Consider the following 15,612-nt stretch of genomic DNA (forward strand, 5'->3'; position numbering starts at 1 on the left):
TCTTTTATCCGTTGCTGGCGAGAACCGAGAGTTTGCGGACGTTGCTTGCGCCTTCCTGGTCGAGCAAGCGCGTCGGGTAGTCACCGGTGAAATAATGATCGGTGAATTGCGGAGCTTGCGGGTCGCGCGACGTGCCCCCGACAGCCTGGTAGAGCCCGTCGATCGACAGGAACTCGAGCGAGTCGGCACCGATGAAGCGGCACATGGACTCGAGATCTGGATGCTGGTTTGCGAGCAGCTTGTCGCGGTCCGGCGTATCGATCCCGTAGAAATCCGGATGGAAGATCATCGGGCTTGCCACGCGGATGTGCACTTCGCGTGCACCGGCATCGCGGATCATTTGCACGATCTTGACCGACGTCGTCCCGCGCACGATCGAATCGTCCACGAGTACCACCCGCTTGTCCTTGATCATGGCACGGTTGGCCGAATGCTTCAGCTTGACGCCGAACGCGCGGATCTGCTGCGTCGGCTCGATGAAGGTCCGTCCGACATAGTGGTTGCGGATGATGCCGTATTCGAAGGGAATGCCGCTCTGCTGTGCATAGCCGAGCGCGGCCGGAGTGCCTCCGTCGGGCACAGGAACGACCACATCCGCCTCGACGGGCGATTCCTTGGCGAGATTGACGCCCATGTTCTTGCGGGCCACATAGACGCTGCGGCCGCCGACGACCGAATCCGGGCGAGCGAAGTAGACATATTCGAAGAGGCAGAGCCGTTCCGGCTGCGGTGCTTCCGGCTTGCGCGCGTCGATCGAGATCGAGCCGTCCGGCTGGATCTCGCAAATGACCACTTCGCCGTTCTCGACATCGCGGATGTACTTGGCGCCGATGATGTCGAGTGCACAGGTTTCCGAACAGAAGATCGGCTTGCCGTCGAGCTCGCCCATGACGAGGGGGCGGATACCGATCGGGTCGCGTGCGGCGATCAGCTTGGTGCGCGTCATCGCCAGCATCGAATAGCCGCCTTCCATCTGGCGGATGGCGTCGATGAAGCGGTCGGAGGAGGAGGTCTGCTTGGAGCGGGCGATGAGGTGAAGGACGACTTCGGTGTCCGAGGTCGACTGACATATCGCGCCGTCGGCAATCAACTGGCGGCGCAGCGTCAGTCCGTTGGTGAAGTTGCCGTTATGGGCGATGGCGATGCCGCCGACTTCGAGCTCGGCAAAGAGTGGCTGGACGTTGCGCAGCGCTACTTCGCCGGTCGTCGAGTAGCGCGTATGCCCGATCGAGATAAAGCCTGGCAGCTTGGCGAGCGTTGCGGGGTCGGTATAGTGGTCTCCGACGAGACCCATGCGCTTTTCGGTGTAGAACTGCTTGCCGTCGAAGGTGACGATACCGGCCGCTTCCTGGCCGCGATGCTGGAGCGCGTGCAATCCAAGTGCCGTCAGGGTGGCTGCATCCGGGTGTCCCAGAATGCCGAAGACTCCGCATTCCTCGTGCAGAGTGTCGCCATCAAGTTCGTCGTGGATTTCACTGGATCTGAGATCGGTCATCACAAGTTCGCCTTTTGCTCCATGCCGGTGCGCATATCGTGATCAGGCTGCCCGTCTTCAAGCGATCTTAGCCGAAAACAGCAGCAAGCGTTATTCCAAATGGACAAAGCCCGCGCAGCGGGCCTTGTCGCAAACTGATGTTCCTGTCTCAGCCGTTTGTCGGCGCGTCCTGCACGGGGGCCTGTTCGTTGCCAGCCGGAGGAGTTTCAGGTTCGCCTTCGCCGGTGTTGTCCTTACCGCGTAGGCGGTCGAGGATGGTGGCGTCCGCCTCTTCCGGCAAGAGTGCAATCAGCTTGTTGCCGAGATTGTCGAGCAGCGGCTTCGATTTCGCCTGGGTAACCCAGATCGGCTGCTGTTGCGGGGCCACCAGCCAGTTGAAGAACAGCATGGCGACGACGACAAGCAGGATGCCGCGGGCGGCGCCGAACAGGAAGCCAAGGGTCCGGTCGAGCGCACCGATGCGGCTGTCGATGATGAAATCGGCGATCCGCATCGTGATGATGGAAATGACGATCAACGCCACCAGGAAGACCACGGCGGCCGAGCCGATCATCGCGACCGTGTCGCTGCTGGTATATTGCGAGGCGTAGGGCACCAGGTAGCGATAGAGGAAATATGCGGCCACCGCCGCGCCGACCCAGCTCGCGACCGACAGAACCTCGCGCGAGAACCCGCGGACCATGGCGAGGATGGCCGAAAACAGCGCGACGCCGAGAACGATAGCATCGAGAATTGTAATGGGCATGTTGTCCTTACTCCGACCCCGTCTTGATCCGGGCCACACCAAGCTTATCCGCCGTCGGTCCTGTCTGCACGCATTCAGAACGTCTTTCCACGACCAATTGTCAAGGCGCACTTCTGCGGATGCTCTTGCCGATCCCGGCCGAGGTCATTCGTCTTCGCCTTCCGTCTGCCGCAGGGCGCTTCGCGATCCGGCGATACGCGCCACGAGATCCGGCAGGCTTTCCATTTCGCTCCATCGGCCGTTGCCGTTCTTCGGCAGCTCGGTCGACGCAGACGGTAATACGGCCTGGGAGAAACCGAGCTTCTCGGCTTCCTTGAGACGTTGGGCGGTATGCGCAACCGGCCGGATAGCCCCCGACAAGCTGACTTCGCCGAAATAGACGCAATCGGCCGGAAGGGCAAGCCCGGCAAGCGATGAAACCAGCGCGGAAGCGACCGCAAGGTCGGCGGCGGGCTCGGATATGCGATAACCACCGGCAATATTGAGATAAACGTCGTGCTGGCCGAGGCGAACGCCGCAATGGGCTTCAAGCACGGCGAGGATCATCGAAAGCCGCGCGGAATCCCAGCCGACGACTGCACGGCGGGGCGTTCCGAGCGAGGTCGGAGCGACCAGCGCCTGCACTTCCACGAGCACCGGCCGGGTTCCCTCCATACCGGCGAAGACGGCTGCCCCCGGTGACTTCTCGTTGCGTTCCCCGAGAAACAGTTCTGATGGATTGGCGACTTCGCGCAGGCCCCTGTCCGACATCTCGAATACGCCGATCTCGTCGGTCGGACCGAAGCGGTTCTTGACGGTCCTGAGGATGCGGTAGTGGTGCCCGCGATCGCCCTCGAAATAGAGGACGGCATCGACCATGTGCTCGACGACGCGCGGGCCAGCGATCTGGCCTTCCTTCGTCACATGGCCGACGAGCACGACCGCCGTGCCGGTCTGCTTGGCGAAGCGAATCATCGCCTGGACCCCGGTTCGTACCTGGGTCACGGTCCCGGGAGCAGAATCGACGATGTCGCTCCACAGCGTCTGGATCGAATCGATGATGACGAGGTCGGGGCGCTTGCCGTCGGCAAGCGTCGCCAGGATGTCTTCGACATTGGTTTCGGCGGCAAGAAGCACGTCGCTGTCGGCGGCCCCGAGCCGCTGGGCGCGCAAACGCACCTGGGCGACGGCTTCCTCGCCCGAGACATAAATGACGCGATGCTTGCGGCGGGAAAGCGCCGCCGCTGCCTGCATCAGCACGGTTGACTTGCCGATGCCGGGATCGCCACCGACGAGCAAGGCCGAGCCGCGCACGAAGCCGCCGCCGGTGACGCGGTCGAGTTCGGATATCCCCGTCTGGATACGCGGGGCGTCCTCGATCTCGCCGGAAAGCGTGGTGAGTGCGACCGGCCGGCCCTTCTTCGGCGCGCGGGATGGACCGCCGCCGATGCCCGCAGTCGGATCCTCCTCGATGATCGTGTTCCATTCGCCGCAGCCATCGCACTTGCCCGCCCAGCGGGAATGGACGGTGCCGCAATTTTGGCAGATGAACTGGGTGCGGGCTTTCGCCATCGGGACTAGCTTTCGGGTATGCGGGAGGCTGCGCGAATACGGCCGCGAATACGAGAATCACCGCCACTGTTCACATAATGCCGCGAAATGCGGCCCGAAAGGGTGTTTTTCGGCGACTGTCCCCGGAAGCAGCGAGGTCTATTGGACGTTTCCGTAAATCGTAGCGGACTTAAGGACAAAAACATGCAGCAGTTCAAAGTGCTATGGCGTCCTTTGCGCGTCTGATAAAACGCGCGGCGCTGTAGCGTTCAAGCGCCTCCGATATAGCTGCGATGGTAGCGATGCCCGAGGCTCGTCAGCAACTCGTAACCGATCGTTCCGCCGGCGCGTGCGACGTCGTCTACCGCGACATTGCGGCCGAAGAGCTCGATATAATCGCCGGCGCGGACGGCCTTTTCCGGCAGGTCGGTGACGTCGAACAGGCTGAGGTCCATGGTGACCCGGCCGACATGCGGCACCTTCCGGCCATGCAGGAAACCATAGGCGCCCGAGGGCATCGCCTGTCGGAGCGTCACGCCGCCGCCGGAAACCGAACGGTGATATCCGTCGGCGTAGCCGATCGCGACCGTTGCGATGCGGGTGTCGCGGCTGAAGCGTGCCGATGCGCCGTAGCTCGCCGTGGCACCGGAGGGGACCGTGCGGACCTGGATGATGCGTGCTTCAGCGGTCACCACCGGCTTCATCGGATTGACTGCGCCGTCCACCGCCTCGCCCCCGTAAACCGCGATTCCGGGGCGTGTGAGGTCGAAATGGTAGTCCTTGCCGAGGAAGACGCCGCCGGAATTCGCAAGGCTCGCCGGGACGCCCTCGAAGGCGGCGGCCGCCGCGCGGAAGCGCTCGAGCTGATAGACGTTCATCGGGTGCTTCGGATCGTCGCCGCAGGCAAGATGACTCATGATCAGCACGGGCGAGAAGCTTGCCGGACGCGCGGGGTCGTTGGCGAGCGCGACGGCTTCCTCGACCGACAGTCCGAGCCGGTTCATGCCGGTGTCGACGTGAAGCACGCAAGGATGGTCGCCGCGCTCGGAAAGCGCCGCCATGAAAACGGCGAGTTGCTCCTCCGAGTTGATGATCGGCACGAGATCGTTATCGAAGAAAAGTTCCTCGTTGCCCGGCCACATGCCGGCCAGAATGTAGATGCGTCCATCCGGAACCAACGGGCGGAGTTCCGCCCCTTCTTCCGCGTTGGCGACGAAGAAGTCGCGTGCACCGGCTGCGTAAAGGGCAGGTGCGGCCTCCGCGATGCCGAGCCCATAGGCATCCGCCTTGAGAACGGCGGCCGCGCTTGCCGTGCCGGAACGTTCGTTCATCGCGCGCCAATTGTCGGCCAGCGCCGCGAGGTCGATGATGAGCCTGTTGGAGGCGGAGAGGAATTCTGGTTCGTGCATACCGGAAGCTCTGAGTGGACGACATTGCAGCAATACATCCTGACGGCGGAGGCCGCAAACAATCCGCTTTCGCCGGCAGTCCGTGCGCGGTGCGCAACGAGCACTTTTGTGCAAGACGCGCAACGGGGATGTCGCTAATCTTTGCGTGATGCAGACGATTTCGCAGGAACAGGCCATCGAGGCCATGCCTCTCAAGGGGACTGAGCAGACACGCTTCTGGCGTGATGCGCGGTTCAAGGGCATGGAATGCCTAAGCGCCACCTTCATCACCCACGAGTTCGCGCCCCATGCCCATGACACGTTCAGCATCGGCGCAATCGAGGCGGGTTCGCAGATCAGCACGATCAAGGGCGAACGATCGCAGACCGGCCCCGGCGATCTCTATCTCATCAATCCCGACGAGATTCACGACGGGCATCCGGGGCTCGACGGTTACCGCTACCGGATGATCTATCCGTCCGTTGACCTGCTCGTCGATGTCCTCGAGGACGTCACCGGTCGCGCCTTCAGAGGAACACCCTGCTTCTCACGACTGCTGCTTCGTGATCCCGAACTTGCCGTTGCCTTTCATCGAGCCCACGGGGCTCTCGAGGGAAAGGCGGGCGCCCTGGAGGCGGATGAGGGAATGTTCAGCTTCCTCGCCAAGCTGTTCCAGCGCCACGGCACCGCGATCATCCTTCCCGTGGAAACGCGTGCGCCTTCGGCCGTACATCGCGCGAGGGACTATCTGATCGCCAATTATTCCCGCGACCTTGGGCTCGACGAGCTTGCTGAAGTGGCGGGGCTCAGCCGTGCGCACCTGATCCGCGCATTCCGTAGGGAATTCCATATCACGCCGCACGCCTTCCTGACCGACAAGCGGGTGCGCGAGGCAAAGGCGTTGCTGCGGCAGGGTTGGTCTGCGATCGACACCGCCTACCATTGCGGCTTCGCCGACCAGGCGCACTTCAGCCGGCATTTCAAGGCAAGAACCGGTGTCACCCCCGGCGCCTTCCGGGCCGGCTGATCAATTTCGTTCAAGACGCGCCACCTTCTCCGCATCTATTGCATTGGTGCGATTGAAATGCGGGAGCGACGGGCGTGAACAAGAACGATGTTATTCGAGAATTTTCCGGGGGGCTCAGGACGATGGCGCCGCTCATTATCGCCGTTATGCCGATCGGCCTCGTCTTCGGTGCCGTTGCGGCAAGCAAGGGCCTGTCCAGCCTCGAGGTGACGCTGATGAGTGCCCTCGTCTTTGCCGGCGGCTCGCAGTTCGTCGCCATGGACATCTGGAGCCATCCCGCGTCCTGGGGAGCAGTCGGTTTCTCTGCGCTGCTCGTCAACATCCGGCACGTGCTGATGAGCGCCTCGATCGGCACCAAGATGCCCGCCTTCTCCGGTCCGGCGAAATACGCCGCGATGCTGCTGCTTGCCGATGAAATCTGGGCAATGGCCGAGACTCGCGCGGCACAGGCGCGTCTGTCCGCCGCCTGGTATGCCGGTCTTGCGGTGCCTTTTTACTTCGTCTGGGTTTTGACAAGCCTTGCGGGCTCGGTCGCCGGTGCTTTCCTCGGCGACCCGAAGGCAATCGGTCTCGACTTTGCCTTTCCCGCGGTCTTTGTCGTTCTGCTGATGGGATTTTGGAAAGGACGCCAGACCGGCGCCGTGCTTGCGGCAAGTGCCGCGGCGGCGGTGCTGACCCACCAATTGCTGCCCGGCGTCTGGTATATCGCCGCGGGTGCTGCCGCCGGCGTCATCGCGACGCTTGTCATCGATCAGCGCCGGGAGGCCTGTGCATGACAGTCGATCCGAATGTTTTTCTCGCGATCCTGGCAATGGCCGCGGCGACGGTGCTGACACGCATCAGTGGCTTGCTGCTCATCCGCTTCGTGACGATCGGACCGCAACAGAAGCGGGCGCTCGAGGCCATACCGCCCGCGGTGCTGATGGCCGTCATCGCCCCGACGGCACTCGTCACTGGACCGGCGGAAACGCTTGCGGTGCTCGCAACCGCGCTCGCAGCGACGAGGCTGCCGCTTCTGGCGGCGGTGGCAACCGGTGTTATTGTCGTGGCTATCGCGAGAGCACTGATCGGGGCGTGAGCCCAGTTGTCAGTGTTCGTATTGGGTGAACGAGGGGTCTGCAAGGTCGGTGAAGCGGGTATATTCCGACTGGAATGCCAGCTTTACCGTACCTGTTGGTCCGTGACGCTGCTTGGCGATGATCACGTCAGCCGTGCCCTTCACCTGTTCCATCTTCATCTTCCACTCTTCGTATTTCGGGTCGAACTCGTCACGCGGCTCGAGGTTTTTCACATAGTATTCCTCGCGGAACACGAAAAGTACCACGTCGGCGTCCTGCTCAATTGAACCCGATTCACGAAGGTCGGAGAGTTGCGGTCGCTTGTCTTCACGGCTTTCCACCTGGCGCGAGAGCTGTGAGAGCGCGATGATCGGCACGTTCAACTCCTTGCCGAGTGCCTTCAGCCCGGTGGTGATCTGCGTGATTTCCTGCACGCGGTTGTCGCTCGATTTGCCCGAACCGGTCATGAGCTGGATATAGTCCACCACCAGGCAGTCGAGCCCCCGCTGTCGCTTCAGGCGCCGTGCTCGGGCGGAAAGCTGGGCGATGGAGATGCCACCCGTCTGGTCGATGTAGAGGGGTACTTTCTGCATCATCTGCGAGCAGGCGACGAGCTTTTCGAAGTCCGCTTCGGAAATGTCGCCGCGCCGGATCTTCGAGGAGGAGACTTCCGTCTGCTCGGAGATGATACGGGTAGCGAGCTGTTCGGACGACATTTCGAGGGAGTAGAAGCCGACGACGCCGCCGTTCTTCGCCTTCATCGACCCGTCGGGCTGCACCTCGCCTTCGTAAGCGGCGGCAATGTTATAGGCGATGTTGGTGGCAAGCGACGTCTTGCCCATGCCGGGACGCCCAGCCAGAACGATCAAGTCCGAACGCTGCAGACCGCCCATGCGGGCATCGAGCGAGTGAATGCCGGTGGAGATGCCGGAGAGACTGCCGTCTCGCTCGAACGCCGCCCCGGCCATGTCGATCGCCAGCGCCACGGCGTCGTTGAACGACTGGAAGCCGCCGTCGTAGCGTCCGGTTTCGGCAAGTTCGAAAAGGCGCCGTTCCGCATCCTCGATCTGGCCCTGCGGCGGCATGTCAAGCGGCGCGTCGTAGGCGATGTTGACCATGTCCTCGCCGATGGTGATCAGCGAGCGGCGCAACGCCAGGTCATAGATGGCGCGGCCGTAATCCTCCGCGTTGATGATCGAGACCGCCTCGGCGGCAAGGCGTGCGAGGTATTGGGCGACGGTCAGGTCGCCGACTTTTTCGTCCGCCTTGAGGAAGGTCTTGATCGTGACCGGGTTGGCGGTCTTGCCCATTCGGATGATCTCGCCGGCGACCTCGAAGATGCGGCGATGCAATGGCTCGAACAGATGTACCGGCTTCAGGAAGTCGGACACCCGGTAAAACGCGTCGTTGTTGACCAGGATTGCGCCAAGCAGCGCCTGCTCGGCTTCCAGATTGTTCGGCGCTTCGCGATAGTGCTGGTCCGCCTGTTCCTTGGCCAAGGGGGCGAGCTTGCGCGCTGCGTCGTTCATGGTCTTTCCGTTTCCGCCTGTGATCCCGTGAGTTACCGGGTTTGCTGTCTGTCACGCGGCAAGTCTAGTGTAGGCATGCAACACTGCCGCGGCATCCGAATGCGCCGATCGCCTTTGCCCGTTGTTCGACTGATCCACAGGGGCGGGAGCGAAGCGTCAAAAAGCGCCCCCATCCCTGCCAATTTTGTTTGACGTCGCGAGCGAAGGCGAAGGTACCTGATTCGCACCCCTTCGTCGCTCGCCACCATCAATTGCCGGCTTGAAAACCGCCCGCAGTTAGATTAAGTAGGGGTAAAATAATTAGCATACTAGTAATATGGAGCTGGTACCAATGTCCGATCCAGACGCAAGCCGCGAATTGTTTGACGCGCTGGCGATGGTCAATCGCAAGTTGCGGGCGGTTTTTGACGCACGGGTGAAGGAGCGGGGACTGACGCTGCCGCGTGCGCGCGCACTGTTCATGCTCGCGAAGAAGGACGGGATCAACCAGCGCGAATTGGCAGAGGAACTCGAGATCGAGACGCCGACGATCGTGCGTCTGCTGGACGGCATGGAAAAACAAGGCTTCATCGAGCGCCGGGTGGAGCCTTCCGACCGTCGCGCCAAGCAGATCCACATGACGGACTTCGGTCGCTCCGTGGCCCGCGATATCCAGAACCTCGCGAGTGAAATTCGAGAAGACGTCCTCGAAGGTCTTAAGCCGCAGGAGATCGCCGTTGCGCTGAAGGTCGTCTCGACGATCGCAAGAAACGTGCAGTCGATCGCAAAGGAATGATGATCGATGAAGGCGCTCGCCAATCCCGCTGTCGATGAGAATCATGGCGCCGCACCGGAGACGAGAGGCACACCGGCCGAGGCACGGCCTCAGCCGGCTGCGTCTCCGGCCGCGCCTCCGTCGATCGGGTTGGGCAAATCGGCTGTCTATATTACTTGCTCCGTACTCCTGTTCCTGACGCAGGGGCTCGGCATGAACCTGGCGCTCGCCAATCTCACGCAGTTGCAAGGTTCGCTATCGGCAACATCGGTAGAGGCCGCGTGGCTTTCCGCCGCCTACATGGCGCCTAATGTCAGCCTTTCGGCCGCCCTCGTGAAGATCCGCGCCCAATACGGGCTGCGCCGCTTTGCGGAGATCGGCATCGTCGGTTTCGTCTTGGTCTCGCTGCTGAACGTCTTCGTTTCCGACCTGCATTCGGCGATTGTCGTCCGCTTCATCAGCGGCATTGCCGCCGCGCCGTTGTCGACGCTCGGCTTCCTCTACATGCTGGAAGCCTTTCCTCCGGCTCGCAAGCTCACCGTCGGGCTCGCGCTGGCGCTCACATGCACGACACTCGCCGCGCCGATTACCCGGCTGATCTCGCCGGAACTCATCGAATACGGCCAGTGGCATGCTCTCTATACCCTGGAGATGGCGCTGGCCCTGATTGCGCTGCCGATCATCTATCTTTTGCCGCTGACACCGGTTCCTCATGCCAAGGTCATCCAGCGCACCGATATCGTGAGCTATCTGCTGCTGGCCGCCGGATTCGGTTGCATCGCTGTCGTCCTCACAATGGGAAGGCTTTACTGGTGGCTCGAAGCTCCCTGGCTCGGGGTCTTGTTGGCGGCTTCGATCGTGGTCCTGACCGCTTTTGTGCTGATAGAGCTCAACAGGGAGTTGCCGTTGATAGACGTGCGCTGGCTCGTGTCGCGCGAGATCGTGCATTTTGCCATCGTGCTGCTGATCTTCCGTCTCGTGGCGTCCGAGCAGTCGGCGATCGCCACCAACTTCTACCAGTTGCTCGGCCTGCAGTACGACCAGCTCGCAACGCTCTACTGGATCATTCTGGCTGCGTCCGTCGCCGGCGGGCTGCTGTGTGCGGCTCTGATGCAGCCAGGCCACGCGGACGCCGTCCACGTCCTTGCTTTGACGCTGCTTGCAGCGGGTGCCTACATGGACGGTCATGCGACGAGTCTGACGCGCCCGGAGCAGATGTATCTCAGCCAGGCGCTGGTAGCGGCTGGCACGTCGCTTTTCCTGCCGCCAGCAATGGCTCGGGGTTTCATGTCGGCGCTGGCCAAGGGACCGAGCTACATCGTGAGCTTTATCGTCGTCTTTCTCTTTACCCAGAGCATTGGCGGCCTGATCGGGTCGGCGGCCTTCGGGACTTTCGTCACAGTCCGTGAGAAGTTTCACGCCAGCATCCTCGCCGATGAGATGGTTGCCACCAATCCTTTCGTCGCCCAGCGCCTCGCCCAGTTGTCCGGCGCTTATGCCAAGGCAATCGGCGACAAGGCATTGCTCAACGGGGAGGGTGTGGCCCTGCTCGGGCAGACGGTCACCCGCGAAGCCAATATTCTTGCCTACAACGACGCGTTCCTGCTGACGGCGATCCTCGCGCTTTGCGCACTCGCCGTACTCATCATCCATATCGCCTTCAAATGGCTCACCGCGCGCAGCTCCGCTGCGGCGGCGACCGCATCCTGATCCACGAAGTAGACCACCATGCTGAAACATCTTCGTTCTGCCACCACGCTTATCGTCCTTCTTGCCGGGCTCGCCGGCCTCTCGCTCGTTCTCTACGCCTGGCGCTTGCCGCCCTTCGACAGCTCGGTCGAAACCACCGAAAATGCCTATGTCCGCGGCTATGTGACGATTGTCAGTCCCCAACTTTCCGGCTACGTGGCGGAAGTGCCCGTCAAGGATTACGAGGAGGTGAAGGCCGGCCAGCTCCTCGTCAGGATCGATGATCGGATCTACGCGCAGAAGCTCGCCCAGGCAAAGGCGACGCTTGCGGCGCAGCAGGCGGCGCTCGCGAATTCGTTCCAGGAGGAGCTCTCGGCAAAGGCGGGGATCGAGGCCAGCGAAGCGCAACTCGACAGCGCTCAGGCGGTGCTGGTCACTGCGAAAGCATCGTGGGACCGCATTCGGCCGCTGGCCGACAAGGGCGTGGCCACGCGCAGCGACGCAGACCAGTCGCGCGCCGCCTTCGAGCAGGCGGTGGCCGCCGTCAATCAGGCCAGGGCGAATCTCGAAGTATCGAGGCAGTCGCTTGCGGCGACGCTCGGCGCACGCGCCGGTCTGGAGGCCTCGGTTTCCGGCGCGGAAGCCGCGGTTGAACTGGCCCAGATCGATCTCGACAACACGCGGATCGCGGCGCCACGCGATGGCAGGCTCGGCGAGATCGGCGCCCGCGTCGGTCAGTATGTCGCTGCCGGGACGAATCTGCTCGCAATCGTTCCGGGCGACGTCTGGGTCGTCGCCAATTTCAAGGAAACGCAGCTCGACGGCATGAAGATCGGCCAGGCTGTGACCATCTCCGTGGACGCCCTGAACCGGCAGGTGCTGCAAGGCCACATCGAGCGCTTCTCTCCGGCGGCAGGTTCGGAATTCAGCATCATCCGGCCCGACAACGCGACCGGCAATTTCACCAAGGTCTCCCAGCGCCTTGGCGTTCGGATTGCTGTCGATCCGGGCCAACCGCTGGCGGACTTGCTTGCGCCGGGACTTTCGGTGGTTGTGAAAGTCGACAAGTCGGTTGAGCCGCGAGCGGCATTGGCATCCGCGAGCTGACCGGCGCATCCGACAAAAGTTAGTCGTGAGCTACTGCAGGCAGTCGCCATAAATGAGAGAGGCCCGGATCGCCGGATCCGGGCCTCTCAATTCAGGTCTGCTGCGAAGCTTATTCTTCTTCAGATTCGAATTCAGCCTCCGGGTTGAAGAAGTCTTCCGGCTTCAGGGCGTCTTCGTCGACGCCGTAGATGGCGTCAGCAGATGTCAGGCTTTCGCCCTTGGCCTGACGCTCGGCTTCTTCGGTCGAACGGGCGACGTTGACGTCAACGGCGATCTCGACTTCCGCATGCAGGTGCAGCGTTACCTTGTGCAGGCCGATTGCCTTGATCGGGTGGTTGAGGTCGACCTGGTTGCGGTTGATGGTGAAGCCTTCGGCAGCAATCGCCTCAACGATGTCGCGGGCAGCAACCGAGCCGTAGAGCTGGCCGGTTTCACCAGCGGAGCGGACGATGATGAAGGACTTGCCGTCCAGCTTGTCTGCGACCGCCTGGGCTTCGGACTTGCGCTCGAGGTTGCGAGCTTCGAGCGTTGCGCGCTCGGCGTCGAAACGTGCCTTGTTGGCGGCGTTGGCGCGCAGCGCCTTGCCGAGCGGCAGAAGGTAGTTGCGCGCGAAGCCGTCGCGAACCTTTACGGTTTCGCCCATCTGGCCGAGCTTGGCGATGCGTTCGAGGAGAATGACTTCCATTTCGATTTCCTTTCAGTTGGTCGTTTTTTCGTTAGTCAGTTTTTTTCCGCCGGCGTGACCGCGATGGTGCGTCGCGTGTCGGTCAGGCCGGACAGGAGGAAGAACACAGCCGGGATCGTGAAGACGAGCACCGACAGATAGGCGATCCACAGAACGGGAAGCCGCCAGGACTTGCCGCGCGTGCGGAAGTGGAACGAGGCAAAGCCCGAGAGCAGGAAGCCCGCGCCGAACGTGCCGCAAATGAGGGCGCCGATAGCCGCAGGTGCCCCGCCGAGAAAGGCGAGGACCAGGCCGGCGAGAAACACGAAAATGGCATTGCGAGGCATCCTCAATGACGAGGGAATGTCTTCGCGCGGACGCAGCGACCTTGCCGATGTCTGGACGATCCGGGTTGCGAGGTAGTAGGCGGCAAACAGCATCAGCACCCAGATCGCGCCCTGCACCAGCGGCAGGGCGAGCGTGAACATCGACTTGATCTGCGCGATTGCCGCGGCATCCGGATTGTAGAGCGGCTCCTGCGCCTTCACGGCCTCGATCACCATGTCGATCATGCGGTCCGAGACGCCGGAATCGTAACCGACGATATAGCCGACGATGATCATGCCGACGGTAACGAGCCCGGCGAGGTGGCCGAGGATGTCGGACAACGGATACCAGGCGAGCGCGCCATCGGGGCCGCCGAGTTCGGAGGCCGGGCGCGCAAGGTTTGCGAGGTGGCTGAGCCAACCGGCCGGAACAAGCGTCACGAGCAGGATCAGCAGCGCGAAATAGGCGGAAACGAGCGTGGCGGCCGTCGCGCCGGCAACGACGATCGCGACGATCGCGGCTGCATTGCCCCAACCGAGGCCGGCAATCAGGATAGGCAGCGCGGAAGCGGCGTAAAGGACGATCGCAAAGGACGACTGCGTGTTCGCGCCCATCGACAGAAGGGCGGCGGTAATGCCGGCGAGGGCGCCGGTGATCAGCGATGTCCTGTTCCAGATATTCACGTTCGCTGTCCTGCTTCAACGCAGTTAGGGGTCGACTGGGCCCCAACATGGGATTTTGGCGCATGCGCCGGTTCCGATCCGCGCCCACCGCGGAAGGGAGAGAGGCAAGGCACTTACCGTAGGGAAAAGCCTTGCCTCGGAGTCAATTGCCGTCGAGTCATTTGACTGACGGACAGCGAGCCAGCCTTACGATACGACGTAGGGCAGCAGGCCGAGGAAGCGTGCACGCTTGATCGCCTGGGCGAGTTCGCGCTGCTTCTTCTGGGAAACGGCCGTGATGCGGGACGGAACGATCTTGCCGCGCTCGGAAATGTAGCGCTGCAGGAGGCGGATGTCCTTGTAGTCGATCCGCGGAGCGTTCGCACCCGAGAAGGGGCAGGTCTTGCGGCGACGGTGGAACGGACGGCGTACCGGAGCGGAAGAAACTTCAGCCATTGTTTTTATCTCCTAAGCTTCGGGTTACGCGCGGTCTTCACGCGGACGGCGCGGACGGTCTTCACGGTCGCCACGATCCGGACGCGGGCCACGGTCGAAACCGCCTTCACGCGGGCCACGGCCTTCGCCGCGCGGACGATCGTCGCGATCACGCTTCTGCATCATCGCGGACGGGCCTTCCTCGTGCTTTTCGACGGCGATCGTCATGTAGCGCAGGACGTCTTCGTTAATGCGCATCTGGCGCTCGACTTCGTGGACGGCCGGTGCCGGAGCATCGATGTCCATCAGGACGTAATGAGCCTTGCGGTTCTTCTTGATACGGTAGGTGAGGGACTTCAGGCCCCAGTTTTCGACGCGACCGACCTTGCCGCCGTTCGCTTCGATGACGCCCTTGTACTGCTCGACGAGGGCATCGACCTGCTGCGGCGTGATATCCTGCCGGGCAAGGAATACGTGTTCATAAAGAGCCATTGTGGCTTGCCTTTCTTGCGTTAATCAGCCCGGACCTCGGCGGCTAAGCCTCAACGACTGTTCTTAAGGGCCGCGAGGCGGCCGGCAAGAAAGTGTTGTATCGAGACGGTCGAGAGCGGAGACACGGGAGGCCGGAATGCCTTGCATTCCTGGCGGCTTCCAACGCGGAAACCGGCCCTCCGTTCAGCCACCAGCCAGAAGACCGGGTGTTTCGAACAGCGCGCTTATACGGATTTTCCGCCGAAATGCAAGCCGCGATCCGAACTTCGGCGTCCGGGCGCTGTCAGGTACTCCGCCGGAACAATCGCCGGGCATTGCTGTTGGATACCGGCAACTCAAACAGCGGGAGCCGACGATGGCCCATGTTGATCCAAGAATGCAAGCGTGCGTCGACAATTGCCTGGACTGTTACGCTGCTTGCCTGTCGACCGCGATGAACCATTGCCTCCAGGCGGGCGGCGAGCATACCGAGCCGACGCATTTCAGGCTGATGGCGGCCTGTGCCGAGATCTGCCGGACCGCGGCGCATTTCATGTTGATCGGCAGCCCCCATCACCGGCATCTGTGCAGCGAGTGTGCGGAGATCTGCACCGAATGCGCCAAGGATTGCGAGCGCATCGGCGACATGGCCGAATGCGCCGAAGCCTGCTGGCGCTGCGCCGAGAGCTGCCGTCAGATGGCGGCTTGAAGCCTTGCACGCGATGGGAGCC

General features: G+C 62.4%; 16 protein-coding genes. 7 read left to right on the top strand and 9 right to left on the bottom strand.

Features of this window, described 5'->3' with window-relative positions; translation table 11 throughout:
* Window positions 1-4: 4 nt before the first annotated feature.
* From purF to alr, 4 genes are all read right to left on the bottom strand, one after another.
* Window positions 5-1,495, bottom strand: coding sequence for an amidophosphoribosyltransferase (purF, locus tag FKV68_RS05990; RefSeq protein ID WP_180940602.1), 1,491 nt, complete (start codon window positions 1,493-1,495; stop codon window positions 5-7).
* Window positions 1,496-1,643: 148 nt separating this feature from the next.
* Window positions 1,644-2,240 (bottom strand): CvpA family protein, encoded by a 597-nt coding sequence (locus tag FKV68_RS05995; protein ID WP_180940603.1) that lies wholly within the window; start codon window positions 2,238-2,240, stop codon window positions 1,644-1,646.
* A gap of 144 nt (window positions 2,241-2,384) precedes the next feature.
* The gene (gene radA, locus FKV68_RS06000; RefSeq protein WP_180940604.1) at window positions 2,385-3,791 is read right to left on the bottom strand and encodes a DNA repair protein RadA; all 1,407 of its coding nucleotides are present in this window, start codon (window positions 3,789-3,791) and stop codon (window positions 2,385-2,387) included.
* Between the two features lie 248 nt (window positions 3,792-4,039).
* The gene (gene alr, locus FKV68_RS06005) at window positions 4,040-5,179 is read right to left on the bottom strand and encodes an alanine racemase (RefSeq protein WP_180940605.1); all 1,140 of its coding nucleotides are present in this window, start codon (window positions 5,177-5,179) and stop codon (window positions 4,040-4,042) included.
* Window positions 5,180-5,327: 148 nt separating this feature from the next.
* Here alr and FKV68_RS06010 point away from each other — a divergent pair, with 148 nt between their 5' ends.
* The 3 genes from FKV68_RS06010 (at window position 5,328) to FKV68_RS06020 (ending at window position 7,263) form a co-directional block, all read left to right on the top strand.
* Window positions 5,328-6,185: an AraC family transcriptional regulator gene (locus FKV68_RS06010; protein WP_180941421.1), complete on the top strand. Its 858-nt coding sequence runs from the start codon at window positions 5,328-5,330 to the stop codon at window positions 6,183-6,185.
* 122 nt (window positions 6,186-6,307) lie between these two features.
* A complete protein-coding gene (locus FKV68_RS06015; RefSeq protein ID WP_180941422.1) occupies window positions 6,308-6,961 on the top strand; it encodes an AzlC family ABC transporter permease in 654 nt (217 codons plus the stop codon).
* Entirely contained in the window at window positions 6,958-7,263 is a 306-nt protein-coding gene (locus tag FKV68_RS06020) for an AzlD family protein (protein ID WP_180940606.1), read from the top strand. Before FKV68_RS06015 ends, FKV68_RS06020 begins: the two co-directional genes overlap by 4 nt.
* A gap of 9 nt (window positions 7,264-7,272) precedes the next feature.
* On the opposite strand, the gene FKV68_RS06025 is transcribed toward FKV68_RS06020, so the two are convergent.
* Complete coding sequence (locus FKV68_RS06025; protein WP_180940607.1) at window positions 7,273-8,772, bottom strand: replicative DNA helicase; 1,500 nt, start codon at window positions 8,770-8,772, stop codon at window positions 7,273-7,275.
* Window positions 8,773-9,103: 331 nt separating this feature from the next.
* Between FKV68_RS06025 and FKV68_RS06030 the strand changes: the two genes are divergently transcribed.
* From FKV68_RS06030 to FKV68_RS06040, 3 genes are read left to right on the top strand one after another with little or no spacing between them, the layout of a single operon-like run.
* A complete protein-coding gene (locus FKV68_RS06030) occupies window positions 9,104-9,547 on the top strand; it encodes a MarR family winged helix-turn-helix transcriptional regulator (protein ID WP_180940608.1) in 444 nt (147 codons plus the stop codon).
* A gap of 6 nt (window positions 9,548-9,553) precedes the next feature.
* Window positions 9,554-11,236 carry an MFS transporter gene (locus FKV68_RS06035; protein ID WP_180940609.1) on the top strand — a complete coding sequence of 561 codons (1,683 nt, stop codon included), beginning with the start codon at window positions 9,554-9,556 and terminating at the stop codon, window positions 11,234-11,236.
* An 18-nt stretch (window positions 11,237-11,254) separates the two neighbouring features.
* On the top strand, window positions 11,255-12,322 hold the full coding sequence (locus FKV68_RS06040) for an HlyD family secretion protein (RefSeq protein ID WP_180940610.1): 1,068 nt from the start codon (window positions 11,255-11,257) through the stop codon (window positions 12,320-12,322).
* A gap of 109 nt (window positions 12,323-12,431) precedes the next feature.
* Here the strand turns inward: FKV68_RS06040 and rplI are convergent, their stop codons facing one another.
* From rplI to rpsF, 4 genes are all read right to left on the bottom strand, one after another.
* Window positions 12,432-13,007, bottom strand: a complete 576-nt coding sequence (gene rplI, locus FKV68_RS06045; protein ID WP_180940611.1) for a 50S ribosomal protein L9 — start codon at window positions 13,005-13,007, stop codon at window positions 12,432-12,434.
* Between the two features lie 35 nt (window positions 13,008-13,042).
* Window positions 13,043-13,996, bottom strand: coding sequence for a YybS family protein (locus FKV68_RS06050; protein ID WP_180940612.1), 954 nt, complete (start codon window positions 13,994-13,996; stop codon window positions 13,043-13,045).
* 186 nt (window positions 13,997-14,182) lie between these two features.
* On the bottom strand, window positions 14,183-14,431 hold the full coding sequence (rpsR, locus tag FKV68_RS06055) for a 30S ribosomal protein S18 (RefSeq protein WP_025426448.1): 249 nt from the start codon (window positions 14,429-14,431) through the stop codon (window positions 14,183-14,185).
* Between the two features lie 24 nt (window positions 14,432-14,455).
* Window positions 14,456-14,902 (bottom strand): 30S ribosomal protein S6, encoded by a 447-nt coding sequence (gene rpsF, locus FKV68_RS06060; RefSeq protein ID WP_034854248.1) that lies wholly within the window; start codon window positions 14,900-14,902, stop codon window positions 14,456-14,458.
* Window positions 14,903-15,257: 355 nt separating this feature from the next.
* Between rpsF and FKV68_RS06065 the strand changes: the two genes are divergently transcribed.
* Entirely contained in the window at window positions 15,258-15,590 is a 333-nt protein-coding gene (locus tag FKV68_RS06065) for a four-helix bundle copper-binding protein (RefSeq protein WP_180940613.1), read from the top strand.
* Window positions 15,591-15,612: the final 22 nt, after the last annotated feature.

The organism is Sinorhizobium mexicanum (assembly GCF_013488225.1).
Taxonomy (GTDB): Bacteria; Pseudomonadota; Alphaproteobacteria; order Rhizobiales; family Rhizobiaceae; genus Sinorhizobium; species Sinorhizobium mexicanum.

Coding starts and splice junctions, on each gene's coding strand:
- purF (WP_180940602.1), bottom strand. CDS start 1,495: ATGACCGATCTCAGATCCAGTGAAATCCACGACGAACTTGATGGCGAC.
- FKV68_RS05995 (WP_180940603.1), bottom strand. CDS start 2,240: ATGCCCATTACAATTCTCGATGCTATCGTTCTCGGCGTCGCGCTGTTT.
- radA (WP_180940604.1), bottom strand. CDS start 3,791: ATGGCGAAAGCCCGCACCCAGTTCATCTGCCAAAATTGCGGCACCGTC.
- alr (WP_180940605.1), bottom strand. CDS start 5,179: ATGCACGAACCAGAATTCCTCTCCGCCTCCAACAGGCTCATCATCGAC.
- FKV68_RS06010 (WP_180941421.1), top strand. CDS start 5,328: ATGCAGACGATTTCGCAGGAACAGGCCATCGAGGCCATGCCTCTCAAG.
- FKV68_RS06015 (WP_180941422.1), top strand. CDS start 6,308: ATGGCGCCGCTCATTATCGCCGTTATGCCGATCGGCCTCGTCTTCGGT.
- FKV68_RS06020 (WP_180940606.1), top strand. CDS start 6,958: ATGACAGTCGATCCGAATGTTTTTCTCGCGATCCTGGCAATGGCCGCG.
- FKV68_RS06025 (WP_180940607.1), bottom strand. CDS start 8,772: ATGAACGACGCAGCGCGCAAGCTCGCCCCCTTGGCCAAGGAACAGGCG.
- FKV68_RS06030 (WP_180940608.1), top strand. CDS start 9,104: ATGTCCGATCCAGACGCAAGCCGCGAATTGTTTGACGCGCTGGCGATG.
- FKV68_RS06035 (WP_180940609.1), top strand. CDS start 9,554: ATGAAGGCGCTCGCCAATCCCGCTGTCGATGAGAATCATGGCGCCGCA.
- FKV68_RS06040 (WP_180940610.1), top strand. CDS start 11,255: ATGCTGAAACATCTTCGTTCTGCCACCACGCTTATCGTCCTTCTTGCC.
- rplI (WP_180940611.1), bottom strand. CDS start 13,007: ATGGAAGTCATTCTCCTCGAACGCATCGCCAAGCTCGGCCAGATGGGC.
- rpsR (WP_025426448.1), bottom strand. CDS start 14,431: ATGGCTGAAGTTTCTTCCGCTCCGGTACGCCGTCCGTTCCACCGTCGC.
- rpsF (WP_034854248.1), bottom strand. CDS start 14,902: ATGGCTCTTTATGAACACGTATTCCTTGCCCGGCAGGATATCACGCCG.
- FKV68_RS06065 (WP_180940613.1), top strand. CDS start 15,258: ATGGCCCATGTTGATCCAAGAATGCAAGCGTGCGTCGACAATTGCCTG.